The sequence below is a fragment of the Frateuria hangzhouensis genome, assembly GCF_026410505.1.
Lineage (GTDB): Bacteria > Pseudomonadota > Gammaproteobacteria > Xanthomonadales > Rhodanobacteraceae > Frateuria_A > Frateuria_A hangzhouensis.
This window is the reverse complement of record NZ_JAPMIU010000002.1, coordinates 339868-362427: the sequence shown is the minus strand read 5'-3', so window position 1 is coordinate 362427 and position 22560 is coordinate 339868. Positions and strand designations below refer to the sequence as shown.

Here is a 22560-nt window from a genome sequence, read left to right as displayed (position 1 = left end):
TTCTAGCAGCGCCGCGCCGCCTGGCCGCGCGCCGCGGGGTGGGCTTCAGCCCACCTTGGTGCACGGTGGGCTGAAGCCCACCCCCGCGGGGACTCGCTAGAATAGGCCGCTTTCCCACCTTCGACGGCGGATCGCATCGTGCCCACCACCCTGCTGCAATCGAACCTGCCCGGCCTGGAGCTGATCCACCGCGGCAAGGTGCGCGACGTCTACGCACTCTCCGATGACCGCCTGCTGATCGTCGCCAGCGACCGCCTGTCCGCCTTCGACGTGGTGCTGCCCGATCCGATCCCCGGCAAGGGCGAGATGCTCACGCAGATCTCCAATTTCTGGTTCGACAAGACCGCGCACATCATCCCCAACCACCTGCTCGAAGTGCCGCTGGGCGAGGTGCTGCCCGACGGCACCGACCTGTCCCTCTATGCCGGCCGCGCGGTGGTGACGCGGCGGCTCAAGCCGGTGCCGGTCGAGGCGATCGCGCGCGGCTACCTGATCGGCTCGGGCTGGAAGGATTACCAGGCCACCGGCAAGGTCTGCGGCATTGCGCTGCCGCCGGGATTGAAACAGGCACAGCAGCTGCCCGAACCGATCTTCACACCCTCGACCAAGGCCGCGGTGGGCGACCACGACGAGAACGTCAGCTTCGACGCGGTGGTCGACACGGTGGGCCGCGAACTGGCCGAAAAGGTGCGCGACGCCACGCTGGCGATCTACCGCTGGGCCGCCGCCTACGCGGCCGAGCGCGGCATCATCATCGCCGACACCAAGTTCGAGTTCGGCACCGACGCCGACGGCACGCTATACGTGATGGACGAGATGCTCACCCCCGACTCCTCGCGCTTCTGGCCGGCCGAGGAATACGCCACCGGCATCAGCCCGCCCAGCTACGACAAGCAGTTCGTGCGCGACTACCTGGAAACGCTGGACTGGAACAAGACCGCACCCGGGCCGCATGTGCCCGGGCCGATCATCGAACGCACCCGCGCCAAATACGCCGAGGCGCTGGAGCGATTGGCCGGGATCCGGCTCGACTGAGCCACTGACGAGGGGGCAACGCCATGCGCAGCATGCAGAGCTGGCTCGACGGCTATAGCGCCGACCACCGCAATCCGGTCAACCAGGTGATCCACTGGATCTGCGTGCCGCCGATCGTGTGGACGGTGGTGGCGCTGCTGTGGACCGTGCCGGTGCCCAGCGCCTGGCTCAAGCCCGGTGCCTGGGCGGTGTTCGCGATGGTGCTGGCGTTCGGCTGGTACTGGAAGCATTCGCACCGGCTCGGTGGCGCGCTGCTGGTTACGTTCGTGCTGCTGGCGCTGCTCACCGCCTGGCTGTTCGAGCTGCTCGGGCAAGTGCGGCTGCGCTGGGTCGCCATCGCGGTGTTCGTGGCGGCCTGGGTCGGCCAGTTCATCGGCCACAAGTTCGAAGGCCACCGGCCCAGCTTCCTCACCGACCTCTCCTACCTGTTGGTCGGTCCTGCCTGGCTGATGGCAAAACTGCTGCGCAAGCTCGGCGTCCACACGGAAAACTGATGCAAAACCTGCTCGCCCTGCTCAGCGCCCTGCTCTGGTGGGTGCTCTACGGCTCGATCGGCGCACTGCTCGCCACACTGGTGGCGTGGCCCGTGCTGCGCTGGTCCGAACGCGCCAACGTGGTGTTCAACCGGGTCTACCTGGCCTGCCTGGCATGGACGCTGCTGGGCATGCTGCTGATAGCCGCCGTGGCCGCCTACGAAGGCCACCTGCAACCGCCCTACGCCCCGCTGCTGAGTTCCGGCGCGCTACGCCTGGCGCTGGTGGTGGACATGCTCGCCGGGGCCTTGCTGCTGTGGCGGCTGACGCCCCGCCTGGACGCCCGCCGCATCCGTCCCACCAGCGCCTGCATGGCCGTGGCGGCGGTGATGGCGATCGCGTTTGGACTGGCCACCTCGCTGGCCGGCTGAGCGCACCCACTGCCGCAAACGAAATTCGCCCGGCCTGTCTCTCTCTTCCGGCGCAATACCGGGGAGAGGGCGTAGGCGCACGGCATCAGCTACCGATCAATGCCGGGTGGTACCAGGCCAGCACGTCGCGGGCCTGCCGCAGGTCCAGCGGCGGGCATTGCCCGACGTCGCCGCCGGACAGGATCGATTGCGCGCGCATGCAGACCTGGGTCTCTTCCGGGTCCACGGGTGCGGACAGCCGGCCCCATTTGGATGGATTGCGGGGGGTGGTGATCGCGAAGACTGCGTTCATGCGTGGTTCCTCCCTTGCAGGCCGATGGCCAATGGCGAAGCAGCAACTCCATTGCGGCGGTCGACTTACGTCGAGCCCGCTTTGGCGCCATTCAGTATCAGCCCGGGCCGTGAAGGGGCCGGCTAGGTTACGTCGCGTGTGCGTCGTCGCTGCCCTGGCGGCCGGCCCGGCGCGGCCGGACCCGGAGACGTCGCTACCAGCCAGGCGCAGGGTGGGCTTCAGCCCACCGCTTCGATCGACCCCGGCGGGCCGAAGCCCACCTACGGTTCGAGCTTTTGCGGCGGCGCTCCCGGTTCACCGAAGTCCGGCCTGCCCTCCGCGGTCCACCCGATCGGCTGGATACGTGGCGCGCGGCGGGCGGTGCATTTCCAGTCCGGCCCGCCGTTGGCGTGGTAGATGATCCAGTCGCGTCCTTCCGGGTCCTTGAAGAAGCCGTTGTGGCCGGGGGCGTAGATGCCGTGGCGCGGCGAGCTGGCGAACACCGGGCGCGGCGATTTCTTCCAGGACTCCGGATCGAGCAGGTCGGCGCCGGCGTCCGCCTGGAGCAGGCCCAGTGCGTAGTGGTCGGACCAGCACGCACTGGCCGAGTAGCTCAGGAACACCGTGCCGTCCGGCCCGCGCAGGAATTCAGGCCCTTCGAGGATCTTGCGCCCGCCCTGCATCTCCCAGTCGTAGGTGGGCGCGGCGATGTCCACTTGCGGCGCGGCGAGCGTCCAGGGGTCGGCCATCGGCGCGATCACCAGGTCACTGTGGTCGTCGACATAGGCCGAATAGACGAAATACCAGCGCCCGCGGTGCTCGAACACGGTGCCGTCGATGCCGGTGTAGTCGGTCTGGAGCATGCCGCGCTCCACCCACTGCCCACGGGTGGGATCGGACGAGGCGTTCTCCAGCACGAACACGTGCCGGTGGGCATCGTCGTCGTGTCCTGCCTCCGCGGCGGTGAAATACAGGTACCACTTGCCTTGCACGAAGTGCAGCTCCGGCGCCCACACCGAAGTCGAGGCCGGCCCCTGCGCGGGCGCGCGCCACACCACCACCGGCGTGGCCTGTGCCAGCCGGCGCAGGTCGCGGGTCTTGCGCAGTTCGATGCGGTCGCGGGTGGTGCTGGTGTAGTAGTAGACGCCGTCGCGCTGGACCACCCACGGGTCAGGCCCCGACGGCAGCAGCGGCTGCGCGTAGTCCTGCACGTTGGCCGCGTGTGCCTGGAGACCGGCGAGCAGGAGGACCAGGCAGGCGAGGAAGCAACGTCGACGGATGGTTGGCATGGTGTTTCCGTGTGGTGCGGCGTGCCGGCCTCCGGCACGCAGGATAGCGTTCAGTGCAGCGGCCGTTTGCGCCTCATGACCTGGGTGGCGAGGCCGGATCCAGCTGCACGTAATCCACGTCGGCTGGACGCCGGGCGCCCTCCAGCACCACCGTGTTGTCGCCCTCGCGCAGGCGGCCGCTGGCGGTGGCCACGTGCCAGCCGTCGCGGTCCACACGATCGGCGGTTTCCCAGGCGGTGCCGTTGACGCGCAACACCGGCAGCGCCGGCGTGTAGCCGAGATCCTGCCAGCGGACCGTGGCGCGATAGCTGCCCCCAACCTGCACGTGCACGGGGAAGGTGAGCTTTCCGCCGGGCGCGGAGGCCATGCGCGCCTTGGCGCCGTTGGATGCGGTTGCGTCGCCGATGCGCACGGACCATTCCCGCGCGGCATCCTCGGCTTCGTAGCGATCGAAGCGGGCCGGCGCCTCGGCATACATGACGATGTTCTTGCGCGCGTCCGATGGATCGGCGGCGGTCGAGGACGTAGTGGCGTGCCACAGGCGGTCGCCGGGCATCGCCAGCAGCGCCTGCGTCCAGCCTGCATGGATGTTGCCCGTGAGTTTCTGCACCGGCGCCTCGGCCTCCCACCAGGGTCCGCGCCCGCCGTCGTTGTTCCAGTAAAGGCTGCGCCCGGACGGATCGCCGTCGCCGCCGGCGCGCTCGGCCAGCACCGCGATCACGCCCGGGCCGCCGCGCCAGGGCAGCCAGCGCACGATCGGCGAAGCGGCCGGCCACGCGCCGGCCGCGGTGCGCACCGGCGTGCCGCGCTCGTGCGGATTGCCCCAATCCAGCCCGTCGGCGCTGAACTTCAGATACACCTGCCCGTTGCGCGGGCCGTCGATGTCCTCGTAGCTCATCACGTAGCTGCCGTCGGGCAGGCGATCGACTACGGTCATGCCCGGGCGCTCGACGCCGCCGGGAATGGCCACGTCGACCTTTTCCCCGCCCCAGTGGCGACCGCCGTCGGCGGATACCTTGTGCGCGAGCAGCTGGTTGTAGCCCGCTTCCTTGTGGCCTTCGCTGGAGTAGTAGGCCACCAGCCGGCCGTCGTCGAGGCGGTGGACGTTGGGCTCCCACACGCCATGGTTGTCCTTGTCGCCGGGGTTGCCGCCGCCCTTGACGATCGAGCCGCGGTAGCGCCAGCTGCGCCCGCCATCGGTGGACGCATACAGCTGCAGGTCCTCGGCGACCAGGCGGCCCTGCGCATCGTCGCCGGTGGCGTTGGCGGCCAGCAGCAGCGTCCCCGCCGGCAGGTCGGCGCTGGGATGCGCCAGCTCGGAAAGGTGCGGTTGCCACCGCAGTTGCCAGCGTGGATCGCCGCCGTGCGCCTGGTCGGTGACGTTGGCGAGGAAACGCCAGTGCGCGCCGCCGTCGCGGCTTTCGTACAGGGGGACGCCGTCCCTGCCGTCGCGCTCGAACACCATCAGCATGCGTCCGTTGGCGGCAGCATCCGGCTGGTGGGCCAGGCGCACCACGGAGACGTAACCCACGCCATCGGCCAGTACCTGCCCACGCGTGGACGGCGGCGCGGAGGCTGCGGCGGCCATACCGAGGCAGGCCAGGACGAGCGCGAGGGAAAGAGCCAGCGAACGTTTCATGAAATCTCCGACGTCATGGGCGAAACACATGCGCGTGTGGGAACGCGGACGAATTGTCCCGTGGGGCCACTCCCGCGAAACGTGGCGGGTACTTGCAGCCAGGGCCGGTCAGCCGTGTGGCAGGTGGCAGGTGGCGCAGTCGACATGGATTCCGGCGTTCGCGGGAATGACGACTCGCTTTGTCGACCCCGCAAAAAAAGGCAGAGCGACGACGGTGGGCGGGGAGGTGCCGCCGCCGTCGCTCCGCCCCGCTCAAAGCTGGAAGCGCACGCCTACGCCGACGGTACGGTCCTGATAGCGGATGTCGCGCGGGCGCGTGTTGCCGTCGCCCCAGTACTGGTGCAGGTCCTCGCCGGTCAGGTTGGTCGCCGACAGCACCACCGTCGCGTGCGGGTTGATGTCGTAGCCGATGGACAGGTCCAGGCGGTTGGCCGGCTCGATCTCGTCGTAGTTGCCGGCCACTGTCGGCTGGGTGAAGAAGTCGATGTAGCGGCTGCGGTAGTTGTAGGCCAGCCGAGCCGAGAAGCCGTACTTCTCGTACATCAACACCGCGTTGTAGTTGTTCTTGGAGACGTTCTGCAGCGGCGAGACCACGACCGGTCCGCCGATGAACTGCGGCGAGCGGGTGGAACCTTCGATGTAGGTGTAGTTGAGCTGCACGCCCAGGCCGCTGAGCGCGCCGGGCAGGAAGTCGAAGAACTGCTGGTAGGCCACCTCGGCGCCGTCCAGGTGGCCGCTGCCGGCGCTCTGCGGGGAGGACAGCTGGTAGGCCTCGCCGTTGATGGTCACGTCGGTCACGTAGTTCTGGATGTAGCCGGTGATGTCACGGTAGAACACGCCGCCGCTGACGTAGCCGGACGGCGAGAAGTACCACTCCAGCGAGGCGTCGTAGTTGGTCGACTTGATCGGCTCGAGGTTGGGATTGCCGCTGGCGGCGACGCCGGCGCGGTTGATCGTGCCGGGGTTGAGCGAGATCGACGGGTTGAGCTGGCCGAAGCCCGGGTAGCTGACGGTCTTGGCGGCCACCAGGCGCATCTGCAGCGCGTCGGTGAAATGCAGGTTGAAGCTCAGGTTAGGCAGGTACACCGGCTCGCTGGTGTCGACCGACAACGGCGTGTAGATGCTGGTGGCTGCGTTGAACGAGAACGCATCGAGGTTGCGCTTGATGCGCTCCACGCGCATACCCATCAGGCCGTCGGCGCGCAGTCCGAACACGGACGTGTCGTAGGCCGCCTGCAGGTAGCCGGCGAAGGTCTTCTCGTCGATGTGGTAATAGCGGCCCGGGTTTTCCGCGGCCAGGCCCGAGGGCAGCCCGTACAGGTTGCGGATGGCGTCGGCATTGTCGGTCAGGTAATTGAAGCAGCCGGTCAGCCACGACATCGGGATCGCCGAGGTGGTCGGCATCGAGCAGAAATAGCCGTCCGGGAACCGTGCGGTGACCAGGTTGGCCGGGTTCGGCGTCTCGGTGATGTTGCCGGTGCCGGCGCCGCCGGGCGGCGGCGTGGAGATCTCCACGCTGCCGACGTACTCGGCCTTGTGGTCGGCATAGCGCAGGCCGAAATCCAGGTAGCTGAAGAAGCTGCCGTTGATATCCAGGTTGCCGTCGCCGCGCCAGGCGAACTGCTTGCCGCGCTCGGTGTGCCAGGTCTGGAACAGGCCGTTCAGGTAGTAGCTGCCCGGATCGAGCTGCTGGCTGCCGCCCAGCGACCAGTTGGTCTGGTTGCCGGCGGTGCCGCTCCAGATCGTGGTCACCGGACCGGCCAGGAAGGTATCGACGATGAAGGTGTTGTCGTCGAACGCGGTGCTGCCGTAGGACACGTCCGAACTCAGCCGCAGCCGGTCGCCCTGCCACTTCACGCCGACCGAATGCTGCATGTCGCGACCGTGCTGCACGTGCGCCTGGGTGCTGGTGGCCGCGTAGGTGTTGCCGGTCCAGCTGCCGCTGGCGGCGTCGCAGATGGTCTGGCCCTCGAACGGCGCGCCGGTGAGCTGGTTGGCGTAGCAGTTGTCGGTGACGGCCAGGCTGCTGGGCGATACCGCGCCGACCGGGAAGGAAAAGAAGAACGGCTGGTTGTAGTCGTCCGAGACCCAGTCGTACAGGCCTTCGACATAGAACTCGGTGCTGTCGTTGGGTTTCCACTGCAACGCATAGTTCAGCTCGGGGCGCTGGCGGTAGCCGATGTTGTAGTCGGCACCGAAACCGTTGGGCGCGGCGATCAGGTTGCCCGCGTCGGTGCGGATCGGCTCGCCCGTGCCATCGGTCAGCAGCTTCGGGAAGTCGCCCCACACTGCGTTGTATTGATAGTGCTGCGCCATGAAGCTGCCGTTGACCAGGGCGCCGATCTCGCCGATGCCGGTCTGCCAGCGGTCGCTCAACAGCACGCTGAAGTTGGGATCGGTGCGGCCGCCGTATTTGCTGTGGGTAGCGGTGTAGGTCACCGCGGCCTTCGGTCCGTCGAAGTCGAACGGGCGGTAGAGCTGCATGTCGACCACGCCGGCGATGCCGCCGTCAGGCAGGCTCGCCTCGCTGCTCTTGTAGACCTTGATCGTCTTGACCGCGGTGGCCGGCAGGTTCTGGAAGGCGAAGGCGCGGCCCACGCCACTGAAGATCTCGCGGCCGTTGAGCGTGGTGACCACGTTGGGCAGGCCGCGCACCACCACCGAGCTGGTCTCGCCCTGGAAACCCTGCGCGATCTGCACGCCGGTGATGCGCTGCATGGCGTCGGCCACGCTGTTGTCGGGCAGCTTGCCGATGTCCTCGGCGACGATCGAATCGACCACCATGCGCGCGTCGCGCTTGAGCGACTGGGCGCTTTCCAGACTCTGGCGCAGCGGTGTGACAGTGACCTGCGACAGGTTGACCACGCGTTCGCCGGACTGGCGCTCGGTGGAATCCTGCCCGTCCGCTTTGGCCGGGTCGGCCTGGGTAGCGTCGGTGGCCGGCTGGGCGGTATCGGCAGGGACCGCCGCGTCCTGGGCGTACGCCGGGGCAAAGGCCGCGGCGATCGCGGCGGCGAGGATCGTCACGGAAATGCGGTTGCGGTACATGGGTGAAACCTCCCGTCGGAATCGTGGGCCGCCGGTGCGCCGGCGTTGTCATGGCCTGGACGCGCCACCGGCGCAGGGTCGCCGGGTGGCTGGAACGTCCCGGGCGTCAGTCGTTCATGGCTTGGTGGCGCCGAGCGGCGCGGGATAGGTGGCCGCCGCGGCCGGCACCACCCCGCGCGGCGCATGCGACAGCGCACGCAGGATGTCGGCCTCGCGCTGGCGGTACGGCGTGCCGTCGGCGTGCAGCAGGTCGTGGAACCAGATCGTCGGCGGCTGCAGCGTGTAGGGCCGCTGCCAGGAGTTCCACGGCAGCGTGGTCTGCGTGCGTCCTTCGACGAAGCCCCAGTTGACCATGCCCACGTCGAGCTTCTTGGCCAGCGGCAGCACGCCGTCGATGGTCGAACCGGCGCCGCGCGCCAGGTATTCGGTGCAGATCAGCGGTCGGCCGTAGCCGGCGAGCTGGCGCACGCGATCGGCGAAGTCCTCCGGCCAGCCGTAGGTGTGGAAGCTGATCACGTCGGACTGCTCGAGCTGGGTACGCTCGACCGCGTTCAATTTGGCTGGATCCGACCAGTCGTCGTTGTGCCACACGCCGCTGGTGAGCGGCTGCGTCGGCGCGGCGCTGCGTGCCCAGGCGAACACCTGCGGCAGCAACCTGGCGACCAGTGCCACCTTGTCCTTCGGCTCGCGCGCATCGTAGTTGCCGCCGCCGGGGTTGTCCGGCTCGTTCCACACGTCCCAGGCAAGGATGCGCCGGTCCTTGGCAAAGTGCCCGACGATGTCTTTCACGTAGTTTTCCAGCCGCGGGTACTGGCTGGGATCGGCCATCGCCACGCCAGGGCTCTGCACCCAGCCGGAGTTGTGCACGCCGGGGATCGGCGGATGCTGGGGCCCAAGCTTCGGCTCCGGATCCCAGCACGAGTCGAACAGCACGAACATCGGCTTGATGCCGTGCTTGTCCGCGATCGCCAGGAACTGCTCGATGCGCTGCTTAAATCCGTCCGGGTCCTGTTTCCACAACAGGTCGTGCAGGAACACGCGCATGGTATTCATGCCCAGCTGCTGCGCCCAGCCCAGCTCCTTGTCGATGCGCGCCGGATCGAAGGTGTCCGCCTGCCACATCTCCAGCTCGTTGATCGCGTTGGCCGGAACGTAGTTGCTGCCCAGCGGCCAGGCTTGCTGCTGGTACCACGCGTGCGCCTGGGCGGGCGTCCACCGAGCCGGGGCATCCGCGGCCGGCGCGCGCGCGGCGAACAAGGCGCTCACTCCGAATGCCAGGGCCAACAGTGCGTGTTTCATGTGATCTCCTCGTGCGGACGATTGCGCGGGCAAACGCTTCCCTCGGGCGCCCGGCCGGGCGCCCTTGCAGCGTGAACGGCCGGGTCAGCGCGCGGAGCGCGCCGGCTCGGTGGTGAAGCGGTAGACGATCAGGTTGCGATAGGCCTGACCCGGTTCCAGCCGCGCCGACCCGAAGGCCGGCTGGTTGGGCGTATCCGGATACAACTGCGGCTCGAGCGCGAACGCGTCGCCCTGGCGGTACACGTGCCCGCCGGTGCCGACCGTGGTGCCGTCCAGGAAATTGCCCGAGTAAAACTGCAGGCCCGGCTGTGCCGAGCTGAGCGTGAGCACACGGCCCGAGCGCGGGTCCTCTACGCGCGCGACCATGCGCGGCGCCGACGCCGGCGCGCGGCTGATCACCCAGTTGTGGTCGTAGCCGCGGCCGTTGAGCAGTTGCGGATCGGCCGTGCGGATGTCGCGGCCGATCGGCTTGGCGTGGCGGAAGTCGAACGGCGTGCCGTCGACCTTGCGCACCTCGCCGGTGGGAATGGAGGTGGCATCGATCGGCAGGAACGCGTCGGCCACGATGGTCAGGCGCTGTGCCATCACGCTGCCGGAGCCCTCGCCGGCGAGGTTCCAGTAGGCGTGGTTGCTCAGGTTGACGATGGTCGGCCGGTCGGTGGTCGCGTGGTAGTCGATCGACAGCCGGTCCTCGTCGTCGAGCGTGTACGTCGCGCTGACCGAGAGCTTGCCCGGGTAGCCCATGTCCCCGTCCGGGCTGACGTAGGTCAGCGTCACACTGGCCTTGCCCGCGTCGTGGCTCACCTCACCGACGGTCCACAGCACCTTGTCGAAGCCGCGGGTGCCGCCGTGCAGCGAGTTGGGGCCGTCGTTGACCGGCACCTGGTAGGTCTTGCCGTCGAGCACGAAGCGGCCGTTGGCGATGCGGTTGGCATAGCGGCCTACCGTCGCACCGAAATACTGCGGCTTTTCCAGGTAGCCCCTGAGCGAGGGATAGCCGAGCACGATGTCGGCGACATGGCCGTCGCGGTCGGGCGCACTGAGCGACTGCAGGCTTGCGCCGTACGCGATCACGCGTGCCGACAGGCCGTGCGCGTTGGTCAGCACCACCGCGTCCACCGTCCGGCCATCGGGCATCGTGCCGAAGGCCTCACGTTTCGCCATGGTGCCCGCCTGCGCCGTCATCGACAGCGCGACCAGACCGAATACCGAACCCATCCACCCTGCACGTCGCATGTCCTTGGAACCCCATCCACGACCATCGAAGTGGAGGCATGCAATCACATTGTATGATTATCGTGCAAGTGTTCGATGGCAGGAAAAATTTCCTTGTGCAACGCGGCATTGCGCCTGCGGCCACGCCTGGCCCACCCGGCTTCCGCGTCACATGGCCAGATGGACGGCCGACTTCGATGCCGGGACGAGCGAGCCGCACGCCGCATTTTCCGCACTGCGTCAAGGACCCTTCCGCAGAAGCGATACGAGAGCGCGAAAAATTTCCGCTACTGCACCTTGGCAGGATGCGCGCCGAATGCTTATAGTCGATTTGTATGACAAACAGCTCGGGCCTCGGCAGGGTCCGCCAGCATGGAAAGTCGAACGCAATCCGGGGCCGCAGTTACATGAGGAAGACGAGCGCAGTCCGCAGCCTGTACGGACACGTCATGCACGAAATCGGGCAACGTATCGTGAGCGGCAAGGTCAAGCCCGGCGACGTGCTGCCGCGCGAGGAGACGCTTGCCGAAAGCCTGCAGGTGAGCCGCACCGCGCTGCGCGAGGCGCTCAAGGTGCTCTCGGCCAAGGGCCTGATCGAATCGCGTACCGGCGTGGGCGCGCGGGTGCTGGAGAAGCGCCACTGGAACCAGCTCGATGCCGACGTGCTGGCCTGGCGCTGCGCCTCGATGCCGACCGACGACTTCGTCGACAAGCTGGTGGAGATGCGCGAGGTGATCGAGCCGGCGGCGGTCGCGGCAGCGGCGCGGCGGCGCACTGCCGAACATCTGGCCGAGATCGATTCGGCCTACCGCGCGATGGACGCGGCGCAGACGCTCGACGAGTGGACCGCGGCGGACCTGCAGTTCCACGACGCCGTGTTGCACGCCACCGGCAACGAGCTGCTGCAGTCGCTGTTCTCGGTGATCGAGACCGCGCTGGGCACCTTCTTCGCCCTGTCCGCGCGCACCGCTGCCAACTTCAAGTACTCGCTTCCGCATCACCAGAAGGTGCTCGAGGCGATCCGCCGCAGGCAACCCGAAGTGGCGCGCAAGGCGATGCAGGCGCTGATCGCCGATTCGCAGGCCAACCTGCAGCAGAGCCGCGGCCGTGCACGCGCGCGCAAGAAGGCCGGTGCGTGAACACGCCGCTGCTCGGCCTGGACTGGGGCAGCACGCGGCTGCGCGCGTACCGTTTCGACCGCGATGGCCGGGTGGCGGAAACGCGCGCACTGCCCTGGGGCAGCCGGCAACTGCCGGACGGCGGCTTCGCCGAGGCGTTCGCGCGCGCGGTCGATGGCTGGCCGCAGGCGCCGGTGCTGGCCTGCGGCATGGTCGGCAGCCGCGGCGGCTGGCGCGAAGCACCCTACCTGGATACGCCCTGCCCGCTCGACCGGCTGGCCGGTGCGCTCACCCCAGTCGACGCACCCGGCGGACGCCGCCTGCACGTGGTGCCGGGACTGCGCGACCCGGCCGGACCGGACGTGATGCGCGGCGAGGAAACCCAGGTGGCCGGCGTGATCGCCCGCTCGATCGCGGGTGACGGTGAAGCCCGCCTGCTGCTGCCCGGCACGCACAGCAAGTGGGTGCGCGTGCGCGAGGGCGCCGTGGTCGGCTTCCATACCGCGATGACCGGCGAGCTGTTCGCCGTGCTGCGCGCGCATTCGATCCTTGGCGCCGGGTTGCCGGAGGGTCCGGGCGATGCCGATGCCTTCGCGCGCGGCGTCGCGGCGGCGTGCGAGTCCGGCGCGGCCGGCGGCCTGTCGCGGCTGTTTTCCGCGCGCGCGCTGATGCTCGAGGGCACGCTCCCGCCGGGCTCGGTCGCCGATTTCCTTTCCGGCCTGCTGATCGGCGACGAACTGCGCATGGCGCTCGCCGCGGACTGGGTTGCGCCCGGTGTACCCGTGAAGGTAATCGGCGAAGACGCGCTGTGCGCACGCTACCTGCAGGCGGCTGCGGCGTTTGGCCTGGCCGTATCGGCCGCCGCCGGACCCGCTACCGCGCATGGACTGTGGCAAGTCGCCTCGGCGGCCGGCCTGCTCGACGGAGATTCCCGCCCATGACCCCGTTCAAGACCTGGCTCGAACCGCTGCCGCTGGTGGCCATCCTGCGCGGCCTGCGTCCCGTCGAAGCGGTCGCGGTCGGCGAGGCGCTGGTGGGCGCGGGCTTCCACATCCTCGAAGTACCGCTCAATTCGCCCTCGCCGCTGGACAGCATCCGCCGGCTGGCCGAGCGCTTCGGCGACAGATACCTGATCGGCGCCGGCACCGTGCTGGACCCGGCGCAGGTGCGCGACGTCGCCGCGGCCGGCGGACGACTGGTGGTGATGCCGCACGCCGACCTGGCCGTGATCCGCGCGGCCACGCAGGCGGGGCTCCATTGCGTGCCCGGCGTGGCGACGCCGACCGAGGCATTCGCCGCACTCGCCGCCGGCGCCGGCGCGCTCAAGCTGTTCCCCGCCGAACACGCCTCGCCGGCCGTGCTCAAGGCCTGGCTCGCGGTGTTGCCGGCCGGCACCGCCTTGCTGCCGGTCGGCGGCATCGCGCCCGACACCATGGAACCGTGGCTGGCCGCCGGTGCTGCCGGCTTCGGCATCGGCTCGTCGCTCTACGCGCCGGGACGCGCGGCCGACGATGTCGGCGCGCGCGCGCAGGCCTTCACCCGGGCCTGGCGGCGCCATCTCGATTCGCAAGGATCCCACGCCCCATGACCATGAAGATCACCCGCCTGACCACGTTCATCGTGCCTCCGCGCTGGCTGTTCCTGCGCATCGATACCGATGCGGGCATCAGCGGCTGGGGCGAGCCGATCGTGGAGGGTCGCGCGCACACCATCGCGGCGGCGGTGGACGAACTGTCCGACTACCTGGTCGGCAAGGATCCGCGTCACATCGAGGACCTGTGGAGCGTGATGTACCGCGGCGGCTTCTACCGCGGCGGGCCGGTGCTGATGAGCGCGATCGCCGGCATCGACCAGGCGCTGTGGGACATCAAGGGCAAGCACCTGGGCCAGCCGGTACACGCGCTGCTCGGCGGACCGGTGCGCGAGCGCATCCGCGTGTATTCATGGATCGGCGGCGACCGCCCGGCGGACACCGCGCGCGCCGCCCGGGACGCGGTGGCACGCGGCTTCACCGCGGTCAAGATGAACGCCACCGAGGAGATGCAGTACGTCGACACCTACGCCAAGGTCGAGCAGGTGCTCGCCAATGTGCAGGCGGTGCGCGAGGCGGTCGGCCCGCACGTCGGGCTGGGCCTGGATTTCCACGGCCGCGTGCACAAGCCGATGGCCAAGGTGCTGATGCGAGAACTGGCCGCCTACAAGCTGATGTTCATCGAGGAGCCGGTGTTGTCCGAGCATCTGGAGGCGCTGCCGGAGCTGGCGGCCATCTCGCCCGCGCCGATCGCCCTGGGCGAGCGGCTCTATTCGCGCTACGACTTCAAGCGCGTGCTGGCGATCGGCGGCGTGGACATCCTGCAGCCCGATCCCTCGCACGCCGGCGGCATCACCGAGACGCGCAAGATCGCGGCGATGGCCGAGGCCTACGACGTGGCCATCGCCTTGCACTGTCCGCTCGGTCCGATCGCGCTGGCCGCCAATCTGCAGCTCGATGCGGTGTGCCACAACGCCTTCATCCAGGAGCAGAGCCTGGGGATCCATTACAACGCCGGCAATGACCTGCTCGACTACGTCAGCGACCGCAGTGTGTTCGCCTACGAAGACGGCTTCGTCGCCATTCCCGATGGCCCGGGCCTGGGCATCGACGTGAACGAGGACTACGTCGCCGAGCGTGCTTCGGCCGGCCATCGCTGGCGCAATCCGGTATGGCGCCACGACGACGGCAGCGTGGCGGAGTGGTGAACATGGCCGCCTTCGCCAGCTACCCCAGCCTGATCGACCGCGCCGTGTTCGTGTCCGGCGGCGCGACCGGCATCGGCGCCGCCTTCGTCGAGCACTTCGCGCGGCAGGGCAGCCGCGTGGCCTTCGTCGACCTCGACCGCGCGCACGGCGACGCGCTGTGCGAGGCGCTGGCCGATACCCGCCACCGGCCGCTGTTCCTGCCCTGCGACGTCACCGACCTGGACGCGCTGGCCGCGGCGATCGCGCAGGCACGCGCCGCAACCGGGCCGATCGGCGTGCTGGTCAACAATGCCGCCAACGACGTGCGCCATGCCTTCGGCGACACAAGTGCCGCCGACTTCGACCGCAACATCGCGGTCAACCTGCGCCACCAGTACTTCGCCACGCAGGCGGTGCGCGAGGACATGCGCGCACTCGGCGGCGGTTCGGTCATCTGCCTGGGTTCAACCGGCTGGATGAAGAAAAACGCCGGCTATCCGATGTACGCGATGGCCAAGGCCGCGGTGCATGGCCTGGTCAACGGCCTGGCGCGCGAACTCGGCCGCGACCGCATCCGCATCAACGCGCTGGTGCCCGGCTGGGTGATCACCGAAAAGCAGCGCCGGCTGTGGCTGGATGCCGAGGGCGAAGCGGAGATCGCCCGCGTGCAGTGCCTGCCCGGTTACCTGATGACCGACGACCTCGCCCGCGCGGCCCTGTTCCTGGGCGCCGACGACAGCCGCATGTGCACCGGCCAGGACTTCATCGTGGACGGCGGCTGGGTATGAACACCCCGGCGACGATCGCCTTCCAGGCGCGCAACACGCTGGGCGAAGGCATCGTGTGGTGCGAGCGCGAACAGGCGCTGTACTGGACCGACATCCACGCCGCGACGCTCTGGCGCTACCGTCCGCGCGACAACCGGACGGACCGGTGGGCGATGCCCGAACGGCTGGCCTGCCTGGCGCTGTGCGAGGCCGACGGCTGGCTGCTGCTGGGACTCGCCTCGCGGCTGGCGTTCTTCCACCTGGCCAGCGCCACGCTCGCGTCCGTCGCGACGGTGGAAGCTGGCATGCCGACGCGCCTGAACGACGGCGCCTGCGACCGCCAGGGGCGCTTCGTGTTCGGCACCCTGCACGAACCGCCCGCGGGCGGCTCCCGGCAGCCCGTCGGGAGCTTCTACCGGTTGAACGCGGATCTTTCGCTCGAGCGCCTGGACCTGCCCGGCGTGGCGATCAGCAACAGCGTGGCGTTCAGCCCCGACGGCCGCACGCTCTACTACTGCGATTCGCCCACCCGCACGATCCAGTGCTGCGACTACGATACCCGTTGCGGACCGCTACGCACCTTCGCCCGGCTGGACGATCCGCGCGGCGAGCCGGACGGATCGGCGGTGGACTGCGCGGGCAACCTGTGGAATGCGCAGTGGGGTCTGGGGCGGGTAGCGTGCTATACCGCGGATGGCCGCCTGGACCATTGCATCGACATACCCGCCTCGCAGCCGACCCGCCCTGCCTTTGGTGGGCCGGACCTTGCGATGCTCTACATCACCAGCGCGCGCGACGGCCTGGACGTCGATGCGCTCGCCGCTCAACCATCCGCCGGTGCGCTGTTCGCGGTGCCGTCGGGCACCATCGGGCTGCCGGAGCCGCGCTTTGCCGGTACGCCGCCGTCATCACGATCGACGCCCTCCATCTCGCTCCCGGGGAAGCACACCGCATGAACTCCAATGCCATCGCGTCACCCACTGCGCGGCCCAAGGCCACCGTCATCTTCACCTGCATACTCGCCGCGCTGGCCGGGCTGATGTTCGGCCTGGACATCGGCGTCATTTCCGGCGCCACCCAGTTCATCCAGGCCGAGTTCAAGGTCAGCGACCACACCATCGAGTGGATCGTCAGCGCCATGATGTTCGGCGCCGCGGTCGGCGCGGTGGCGGCCAGCTGGCTCTCCGCGGCGCTGGGGCGCAAGCGCTCGCTCATCCTGGGCGCGGTGCTGTTCGTGCTCGGCTCGTTGCTGTGCGGCATGGCCTGGTCGCCGGAGACGCTGATCGCCGCACGCCTGGTGCTTGGCCTGGCGATCGGCGTGGCCACCTTCACCGCGCCGCTGTACCTGGCCGAGGTGGCGCCGGAACACATCCGCGGCGCGATGATCTCCACCTACCAGTTGATGATCACCATCGGCATCCTGGTGGCCTTCCTCTCCGACACGGCGCTCAGCTACACCGGCGCCTGGCGCTGGATGCTCGGCGTGATCGCGATCCCCGGCGTGCTGTTCCTGCTCGGCGTGCTGATGCTGCCGGACAGCCCGCGCTGGCTGATGATGCGCGGCCGCCGCGACGAAGCGCTCGGCGTGCTGCACCGCCTGCGTGGCGATGCGGCCGTCGTCGAACGCGAGGCGGCGGACATCGAGGAACAGCTCAAGACACCCCAGCGCGGTTGGCACCTGTTCCTGGAAAACCGCAACTTCCGCCGCTCGGTCGGCCTGGGCGTGCTGCTGCAATTGATGCAGCAGTTCACCGGCATGAACGTGGTGATGTACTACGCGCCGCGCATCTTCCAGACGATGGGCTACGACACGGCCTCGCAAATGTGGTTCACCGCGCTGGTGGGCCTGACCAACGTGCTGGCCACCTTCATCGCCATCGCGCTGATCGATCGCTGGGGCCGCAAGCCGATCCTGTACACGGGCTTCGCCGTGATGGCCGTGGGCCTGGGCGTGGTCGGCACGATGATGCACGGCGGCATCGCCACCCATGCCGAGCAGATCTTCACCGTGGCGATGCTGCTGGTGTTCATCGTCGGCTTCGCGATGTCGGCCGGTCCGCTGGTGTGGACGCTGTGCTCGGAGATCCAGCCGCTCAAGGGCCGCGACTTCGGCATCGGCTGCTCCACCTTCACCAACTGGATCGCCAACATGGTGGTCGGCGCCACCTTCCTGACCCTGCTCAACGGCATCGGCAACGGCAACACCTTCTGGCTGTACGCCGCGCTCAACCTGGTGTTCATCGGGCTGACGTTCTGGCTGATCCCCGAAACCAAGGGCGTCACGCTGGAGCAGATCGAGCGCAACCTGATGCACGGCAAGCGGCTGCGCGACATCGGCCGATAGCCGGAAGCGTGGCGTAGGGTGGTCTTCAGCCCACCATGGGCGGCAGGAGCCGGTGGGCTGAAACCCACCCTACGTCCGCCCTAGGGGGTTGCCTGCGCGGCCTTGTTGGCTGCGGTTACCGCACCCACGAAGCCGGCGAACGGGATGTCGGTGATGCCGACCAGCCCGAAGTGTGCGTTCTCGCCGTCGAGCAGGCGGCCGCTGACGGGCTGGTCGGCGTACTGGAACCAGTGCGCGCCGACGATGGCCGGGTCGGCCGCGGCGGCAGCAAGGAAGCGCGCGTAGGCCTCGCCGCGCTGTGCTTCGTTCCACACCGCCACCGGGCCGGCGCCGAACGGCCCGCGATCGGTCGAGCCGAAGGAGAACTCGCTCACCAGTACCGGTTTGTCGAGCGCGTGCAGCGCAGCCAGATCCATGCCGTGCTGCGGCAGTTCGGCGTAGATGTTGATGCTCAGCACGTCGCACCACTGCGCGCAGGCAGCCACGGCCTCGGGCGTGCGCACGGCGAAGCGGCCGCCGAGGAGCAGGTGGTGCGCGTCGTGGCGACGCAGCGCCTGTGCGACGGTGCGGAAATACTGATCCGCGTAGGCGCGCAGCCAGGCGCGGTAGTCCTCGCCGATGGCGGGGTGGGCTTCGTCGGGTGCGGGCGCCTGGAAGCCGGCGGGTTCCAGCGCGTCCCAGCGCGTCACGCCGATGCCCCACGCCACGCCCAGGGGCAGCGCATCGCCGTACTTGTGCCTGAGCATGGCCAGGAAGGCCTGCTTGGCGGGACTGTCGGGCTTGCCGCGCAACGTGCCCAGCGCCAGCGCCCAGCGTCCCTGCGGACCGGGCGCGGCCCAGGCCAGCTCGTTGTCGGCGAAGTAGCCGAGCAGCCAGGGATCGTCGCGCACGCCGTCGGTGGCCTTGGCGACGGCGCGCTCGGCAGCCTTCGCGAAGCGCGGGTCGAACGGATCGGGCATGCGGCCCCACCAGTCGTAGCCGGTGGCGACATCGGCGTAGTCGCCGGCGATATTGATCGAACGGGTGTAGGCCAGCTCGCGGCCACGCGCGATCGCCTCGTCGCTCCAGTTGCCCAGCGTGTTGAAGCCCCACGCAGCCAGCCGCTGGCGCGTGCGCGCACGCCAGGCGTCCTTCCACTTTGCGCCGTCGACGCGATAGAGGTTGGCCGCGTAGAAATCGAACCAGCGTCCGTGATTGAAGGCCAGCCCGCTGGCGGCACCGGTGTCGCGGCGACTATCGCCCTGTCCGTGGAACGCCCGCCAGGCGCCCTTGGCGGGCGGCAGGGCAATGAACATCCACTCGCGGCCCTGCACGTAGCTGCGCCCGCCGTCGGCCACCGCGGTGTTGACGCCCAGCGAGAAGAACGGATCGCCGTCCGGCGTGACCAGTTGCCAGCGGTTGCCAATTTTCTGCGCGTGGAACCAGCCGGTGGCCTGGCCCTTTGCATCCGGAAGTCCGCCGTGGCGGTTCGCCGCTCCGGGCATCGTGGCCAGCCGGGCGCTTTCGCGCGCGTGGGCGCCGCGTAGCGCGGCGTCGCTGGCGATCTTTTCCGGCCACTGCCCACGCGTGTACTGGCCGTAGCGGTCGACGATGCCCGCATAGGCGGCGTGCTGGATATCGCCCGCGACCACGTGCGGCGCGCCGATCAGCAGTACCTGCGGGGCCTGCGGCGCAGGGATGGAGAACTGCACGGCCTGGATCGCCTGCAGCACCGGCGCGCCTTCCACGGTGGTGGCCAGCACGGTGCGCTGCCCCTTCGACTCGAACGGCATCGGCGGCCCGGCCTACATGCCGAAGGCGCGCGGTGAGGTCGCGTGCAGCGGCACGACGAGGGTCTGCGGGGGGCCGGCGGGAAGCCCGACCGTCGCCCGCAGATGGGCACCCGCGGCGCCTTCGAGGTCGATCACCAGGGTCACCGCCCAGGGCATGGCGTTCTGCACCCGCACCTGCAGTTCGCCACTCCCGCTCCAGGGTCGCGCAGGCGCCAGGCGTACGTGGGGCTGCGCCGAGGGCTCGAAGGTGTACCGGTGCAGGAACTCACCGGAGACGCGCTGCGCCCCGCCGGACTGGACGTGGGACAGGCCGACCTGAAAACCGGTCGCCGGATCGCCCGGGGCCTGCGGTTCCGCCCGGCACGCGAGGGACAGGGCCAGGCACACAAGGGCAGCGCACGTCTTCATCGGGCCAGTGTCCGCGTTCCAGCCTCAATCCGCCGCGAAACCGCTGCAGGAGCCCACTCGTGGGCGATGCTTTTCCGGCCGGCCAGGCAGCATCAGGGCATCGCCCACGAGTGGGCTCCTACAGAGCAGCGCACGCCTCAGGCGCCGCTGCGTTCCAGCCAGCGCCAGCCGTAATAGGCGGGGATGCCGCAGGCGATGATGACCAGGCTCATGCCGGCGCGGCCTGGATTCTGGATCGCGGTGGCGCCGATCACGCCCAGCACGGTGACCACGAACACCAGCGGCAGCCAGGGGTAGAACGGCACGCGGTAGGGTGAGGGTTCGCTCAGGTAGCGCCGGTACCAGAACAACGTGGCGATGCTGCAGGCGTGCGCCAGCCACTCGCCGACGGTGGTGTAGTCCAGCAACTGGTTGAAGCTGCCGGAGACCGCCAGCACGATCGCCCACGCGCCCAGCGTGGCCAGCGCCACCTGCGGCGCTCGGCTTTGCGGCTCGATGCGTCCGACGGCGGAGAAGAACATGCCGTCGGCGCCCATCGTCTGCAGCACGCGCGCGCCGCCGGCGATGGCGATGTTGCAGTAGCCGAAGGTGGAGCAGGCGATGCCCAGCGCGATCAGCGTGGCGCCGCGGTCGCCGAACAGCCGGCGCATGAGGTCGGCGGCCGGCGCCGTGCTGGCCGCCAGCCCCGCGTGGCCGAGGCCGGCGAGATAGGCGAAGTTGGCCAGCACGTAGGCGATCATCACGCCCGCCATGCCCAGCCCCAGCGCGCGCGGCAGCGTGCGTTGCGGGTTGCGCACCTCGCCCGCCAGGTCGTTGAGGTAGTGAAAGCCGCCGTAAGTGAACAGCACCGGCAGCAGCGCGCCGAACAGGGCGCTGTTGGGTACGTTGCGGGTCGGATCGGTGGCCAGCGTCACGCCCAGGTGGCCATCGGCCAGCACCACGCCCACCGCCACCAGCAGCACGATCGCGGTCAGCTTGATCACGGTGAAGATGTTCTGCACCCAGGCGCCGGCACGGATGCCGAACAGGTTGATGCCGACGATGAAGGCGATCGCGCCGGCGGCCACCGGCTTGATGTACAGCGTCGACAGCCCCAGCGCCGCGCAGAAGTAATCGGCGAAGGCGGTCGCCACCGCCGCCACGCTGCCGGGGTAGTTGATCAGCGCCATGGTCCAGCCGAACAGGAACGCCGGCAGCTGGCCGAACGCCTCGCGCAGGTAGATGTAGCTGCCGCCGGCCTGCGGCCGCCGCGCGCCCAGTTCCGCGTAGCACAACACGCCGGCGAGCGTGAGCAGGCCGCCGACCGCCCACAGGATCAGCAACTCCCAGCCCGAGCTGGTGCGCTGCGCCAGCGTGGCCGGCGTGCGGAAGATGCCGGCGCCGATCACGCCGCCGATGACGATCATCGCCGCGTCCCAGGTACCGAGGCGGCGCAGGTAGGTGTTCGTTTCGGTGCTCATGCGTCGGGCGGCATCGGCGGCGGCGGAAGGGGCACACGATAGCGTGACTCGGTGCTCGGTTCAGCCACCGGGGGCACGTTGCGAAGGCGCCGGTTCCCGTAGCAGCGCCCCTGGGCGCGACCGGGAGGCGTTGCGGCCGCGCCCCAAGCGCGCCCTTACGTGCGGCGCGCCCTTCGTCCGGGCTGTCCGAACCGCTACGCTTGCCGCATGACTGCTCTGTACTCGCGCGCCCACGCGCATCCGGCGTAAGGTCACGCGGATGTCTGCGCTTCCCACCTCCCTGATCGACGAAACCAGCCGCCCGCGCACGCGGCGAATCCTGCGCGTGCTGTCCTGGCTGGTCTCCGCGGCGCTGCTCGCGCTGGCCGCCTGGCTGCTGCACCGCTATCTGGGTGCGATGCGCTGGCGCGACGTCACCGCGGCACTGGCGCATCTGCCGCGCGCCCACGTGGCCGGCGCGATGGCCGCGACGGCGACCAGCTTCGCCATGCTGGCGACGTTCGACGTGTTGGCCGCGCGCAGCGTGGCGCCGACACGCACTCGGCCCGGGCTCGCGGCGTTTGCGGGGTTCGCGGCACATGCTTTGTCCAACACGCTAGGTTTCCACGCGTTCATCGGTAGCGCGGTTCGCTATCGCATCTATGCCTCCGCAGCCCTGGGCGGGGGTGATATCGCGCGCATCGTCGGTTTGGCCAGCCTGGGCGTCGGGCTGGGCTACGCAGTGCTGGGCGCCGCCGGCTTGTTGATGGAACCGGCGGTGGTCGGGGGCTGGGGCCGCATCGCGGGCATGGCCATCGTGGTGCTGATGGCCGGACTGCTGGCCTGGCTCGCGCGGCCGCGCAACCTGCGCCTGGGTCGCTGGGCGGTGACACTGCCGCGCTCGGGCTCGGCGGCGCTGCAGATGGCGATCGGCGGCATCGAGATGAGCGCGGCGATCGGCGCCATGTACCTGCTGCTGCCACCGGAGATCGCGCCGGCGTTCGCCGACTTCGTGCCGATCTACCTGGCCGCGCTGCTGGCCGGGATCGTCAGCCATGCGCCGGGCGGGCTGGGCGTGTTCGAGGCGATCCTGCTGGGTGCGTTTCCGGCCGAGGCGCGCGCGGAGGTGCTGGCGGGGTTGCTCTGCTACCGGCTGGTCTACAACCTGCTGCCGTTCGGCGTGGCGGCGCTGGCGCTGGGCGTATTCGAGGCGCGTCGGCGGCGCGCGATCCCGTAGGCACGCAACCGGATCGTGGATACCCGGTGGCGGTGCGGTCGCGCACAGGGTGCGCTC

20 protein-coding genes are annotated in these 22560 nt (G+C 69.4%); 11 read left to right on the top strand and 9 right to left on the bottom strand.

From position 1 onward, the window contains the following. The first annotated feature begins 138 nt into the window (after positions 1-138). Genes OSC30_RS03450 through OSC30_RS03440 form a run of 3 tightly spaced genes read left to right on the top strand, consistent with a single transcriptional unit; the run spans position 139 to position 1939 of the window. The gene (locus tag OSC30_RS03450; protein ID WP_267170426.1) at positions 139-1035 is read left to right on the top strand and encodes a phosphoribosylaminoimidazolesuccinocarboxamide synthase; all 897 of its coding nucleotides are present in this window, start codon (positions 139-141) and stop codon (positions 1033-1035) included. Between the two features lie 23 nt (positions 1036-1058). Next, the gene (locus OSC30_RS03445) at positions 1059-1529 is read left to right on the top strand and encodes an Mpo1 family 2-hydroxy fatty acid dioxygenase (RefSeq protein WP_267170425.1); all 471 of its coding nucleotides are present in this window, start codon (positions 1059-1061) and stop codon (positions 1527-1529) included. Then, entirely contained in the window at positions 1529-1939 is a 411-nt protein-coding gene (locus OSC30_RS03440; protein ID WP_267170424.1) for a hypothetical protein, read from the top strand. Before OSC30_RS03445 ends, OSC30_RS03440 begins: the two co-directional genes overlap by 1 nt. An 85-nt stretch (positions 1940-2024) precedes the next feature. Here OSC30_RS03440 and OSC30_RS03435 read toward each other — a convergent pair whose 3' ends face one another. The 6 genes from OSC30_RS03435 to OSC30_RS03410 all read right to left on the bottom strand — a co-directional run bounded on the left by OSC30_RS03435 (position 2025) and on the right by OSC30_RS03410 (position 10703). Continuing rightward, positions 2025-2231: a hypothetical protein gene (locus OSC30_RS03435; protein WP_267170423.1), complete on the bottom strand. Its 207-nt coding sequence runs from the start codon at positions 2229-2231 to the stop codon at positions 2025-2027. A 260-nt stretch (positions 2232-2491) separates the two neighbouring features. Continuing rightward, positions 2492-3499, bottom strand: a complete 1008-nt coding sequence (locus tag OSC30_RS03430) for a glycoside hydrolase family 43 protein (RefSeq protein WP_267170422.1) — start codon at positions 3497-3499, stop codon at positions 2492-2494. Between the two features lie 73 nt (positions 3500-3572). Beyond that, on the bottom strand, positions 3573-5138 hold the full coding sequence (locus OSC30_RS03425) for an exo-alpha-sialidase (protein ID WP_267170421.1): 1566 nt from the start codon (positions 5136-5138) through the stop codon (positions 3573-3575). 252 nt (positions 5139-5390) lie between these two features. Further along, positions 5391-8186, bottom strand: coding sequence for a TonB-dependent receptor (locus tag OSC30_RS03420; protein WP_267170420.1), 2796 nt, complete (start codon positions 8184-8186; stop codon positions 5391-5393). A 114-nt stretch (positions 8187-8300) separates the two neighbouring features. Next, the gene (locus OSC30_RS03415; RefSeq protein ID WP_267170419.1) at positions 8301-9485 is read right to left on the bottom strand and encodes an endo-1,4-beta-xylanase; all 1185 of its coding nucleotides are present in this window, start codon (positions 9483-9485) and stop codon (positions 8301-8303) included. An 84-nt stretch (positions 9486-9569) separates the two neighbouring features. Next, on the bottom strand, positions 9570-10703 hold the full coding sequence (locus OSC30_RS03410; RefSeq protein WP_267170418.1) for an aldose epimerase family protein: 1134 nt from the start codon (positions 10701-10703) through the stop codon (positions 9570-9572). 404 nt (positions 10704-11107) lie between these two features. Between OSC30_RS03410 and OSC30_RS03405 the strand changes: the two genes are divergently transcribed. The 7 genes from OSC30_RS03405 to OSC30_RS03375 are packed head-to-tail and all read left to right on the top strand — an operon-like array spanning position 11108 to position 17647. Beyond that, positions 11108-11839, top strand: a complete 732-nt coding sequence (locus tag OSC30_RS03405; RefSeq protein ID WP_267170417.1) for a FadR/GntR family transcriptional regulator — start codon at positions 11108-11110, stop codon at positions 11837-11839. Next, a complete protein-coding gene (locus tag OSC30_RS03400) occupies positions 11836-12759 on the top strand; it encodes a 2-dehydro-3-deoxygalactonokinase (RefSeq protein WP_267170416.1) in 924 nt (307 codons plus the stop codon). The genes OSC30_RS03405 and OSC30_RS03400 overlap by 4 nt, the downstream gene beginning before the upstream one ends. Beyond that, positions 12756-13406, top strand: coding sequence for a 2-dehydro-3-deoxy-6-phosphogalactonate aldolase (locus OSC30_RS03395; RefSeq protein WP_267170415.1), 651 nt, complete (start codon positions 12756-12758; stop codon positions 13404-13406). Before OSC30_RS03400 ends, OSC30_RS03395 begins: the two co-directional genes overlap by 4 nt. A gap of 2 nt (positions 13407-13408) precedes the next feature. Continuing rightward, a complete protein-coding gene (gene dgoD / locus OSC30_RS03390) occupies positions 13409-14557 on the top strand; it encodes a galactonate dehydratase (protein ID WP_267170488.1) in 1149 nt (382 codons plus the stop codon). 2 nt (positions 14558-14559) lie between these two features. After that, on the top strand, positions 14560-15324 hold the full coding sequence (locus tag OSC30_RS03385) for an SDR family NAD(P)-dependent oxidoreductase (RefSeq protein WP_267170414.1): 765 nt from the start codon (positions 14560-14562) through the stop codon (positions 15322-15324). Beyond that, the gene (locus tag OSC30_RS03380) at positions 15321-16259 is read left to right on the top strand and encodes an SMP-30/gluconolactonase/LRE family protein (protein ID WP_267170413.1); all 939 of its coding nucleotides are present in this window, start codon (positions 15321-15323) and stop codon (positions 16257-16259) included. Before OSC30_RS03385 ends, OSC30_RS03380 begins: the two co-directional genes overlap by 4 nt. Next, complete coding sequence (locus tag OSC30_RS03375; protein WP_267170412.1) at positions 16256-17647, top strand: sugar porter family MFS transporter; 1392 nt, start codon at positions 16256-16258, stop codon at positions 17645-17647. The genes OSC30_RS03380 and OSC30_RS03375 overlap by 4 nt, the downstream gene beginning before the upstream one ends. A gap of 80 nt (positions 17648-17727) precedes the next feature. Here OSC30_RS03375 and OSC30_RS03370 read toward each other — a convergent pair whose 3' ends face one another. From OSC30_RS03370 to OSC30_RS03365, 3 genes are all read right to left on the bottom strand, one after another. Next, positions 17728-19419 carry a beta-agarase gene (locus OSC30_RS03370; protein WP_323374190.1) on the bottom strand — a complete coding sequence of 564 codons (1692 nt, stop codon included), beginning with the start codon at positions 19417-19419 and terminating at the stop codon, positions 17728-17730. Positions 19420-19431: 12 nt separating this feature from the next. Then, entirely contained in the window at positions 19432-19827 is a 396-nt protein-coding gene (locus tag OSC30_RS16880) for a hypothetical protein (RefSeq protein WP_323374189.1), read from the bottom strand. Positions 19828-19964: 137 nt separating this feature from the next. Then, on the bottom strand, positions 19965-21287 hold the full coding sequence (locus tag OSC30_RS03365; RefSeq protein ID WP_267170411.1) for an APC family permease: 1323 nt from the start codon (positions 21285-21287) through the stop codon (positions 19965-19967). A gap of 259 nt (positions 21288-21546) precedes the next feature. Here OSC30_RS03365 and OSC30_RS03360 point away from each other — a divergent pair, with 259 nt between their 5' ends. Continuing rightward, the gene (locus OSC30_RS03360) at positions 21547-22503 is read left to right on the top strand and encodes a putative bifunctional lysylphosphatidylglycerol flippase/synthetase (RefSeq protein WP_267170410.1); all 957 of its coding nucleotides are present in this window, start codon (positions 21547-21549) and stop codon (positions 22501-22503) included. The last annotated feature ends 57 nt before the right edge of the window (positions 22504-22560 follow it).

Coding starts and splice junctions, on each gene's coding strand:
- OSC30_RS03445 (WP_267170425.1), top strand. CDS start 1,059: ATGCGCAGCATGCAGAGCTGGCTCGACGGCTATAGCGCCGACCACCGC.
- OSC30_RS03440 (WP_267170424.1), top strand. CDS start 1,529: ATGCAAAACCTGCTCGCCCTGCTCAGCGCCCTGCTCTGGTGGGTGCTC.
- OSC30_RS03435 (WP_267170423.1), bottom strand. CDS start 2,231: ATGAACGCAGTCTTCGCGATCACCACCCCCCGCAATCCATCCAAATGG.
- OSC30_RS03430 (WP_267170422.1), bottom strand. CDS start 3,499: ATGCCAACCATCCGTCGACGTTGCTTCCTCGCCTGCCTGGTCCTCCTG.
- OSC30_RS03425 (WP_267170421.1), bottom strand. CDS start 5,138: ATGAAACGTTCGCTGGCTCTTTCCCTCGCGCTCGTCCTGGCCTGCCTC.
- OSC30_RS03420 (WP_267170420.1), bottom strand. CDS start 8,186: ATGTACCGCAACCGCATTTCCGTGACGATCCTCGCCGCCGCGATCGCC.
- OSC30_RS03415 (WP_267170419.1), bottom strand. CDS start 9,485: ATGAAACACGCACTGTTGGCCCTGGCATTCGGAGTGAGCGCCTTGTTC.
- OSC30_RS03410 (WP_267170418.1), bottom strand. CDS start 10,703: ATGGGTTCGGTATTCGGTCTGGTCGCGCTGTCGATGACGGCGCAGGCG.
- OSC30_RS03405 (WP_267170417.1), top strand. CDS start 11,108: ATGAGGAAGACGAGCGCAGTCCGCAGCCTGTACGGACACGTCATGCAC.
- OSC30_RS03395 (WP_267170415.1), top strand. CDS start 12,756: ATGACCCCGTTCAAGACCTGGCTCGAACCGCTGCCGCTGGTGGCCATC.
- dgoD (WP_267170488.1), top strand. CDS start 13,409: ATGAAGATCACCCGCCTGACCACGTTCATCGTGCCTCCGCGCTGGCTG.
- OSC30_RS03385 (WP_267170414.1), top strand. CDS start 14,560: ATGGCCGCCTTCGCCAGCTACCCCAGCCTGATCGACCGCGCCGTGTTC.
- OSC30_RS03380 (WP_267170413.1), top strand. CDS start 15,321: ATGAACACCCCGGCGACGATCGCCTTCCAGGCGCGCAACACGCTGGGC.
- OSC30_RS03375 (WP_267170412.1), top strand. CDS start 16,256: ATGAACTCCAATGCCATCGCGTCACCCACTGCGCGGCCCAAGGCCACC.
- OSC30_RS03370 (WP_323374190.1), bottom strand. CDS start 19,419: ATGCCGTTCGAGTCGAAGGGGCAGCGCACCGTGCTGGCCACCACCGTG.
- OSC30_RS16880 (WP_323374189.1), bottom strand. CDS start 19,827: ATGAAGACGTGCGCTGCCCTTGTGTGCCTGGCCCTGTCCCTCGCGTGC.
- OSC30_RS03365 (WP_267170411.1), bottom strand. CDS start 21,287: ATGAGCACCGAAACGAACACCTACCTGCGCCGCCTCGGTACCTGGGAC.
- OSC30_RS03360 (WP_267170410.1), top strand. CDS start 21,547: ATGTCTGCGCTTCCCACCTCCCTGATCGACGAAACCAGCCGCCCGCGC.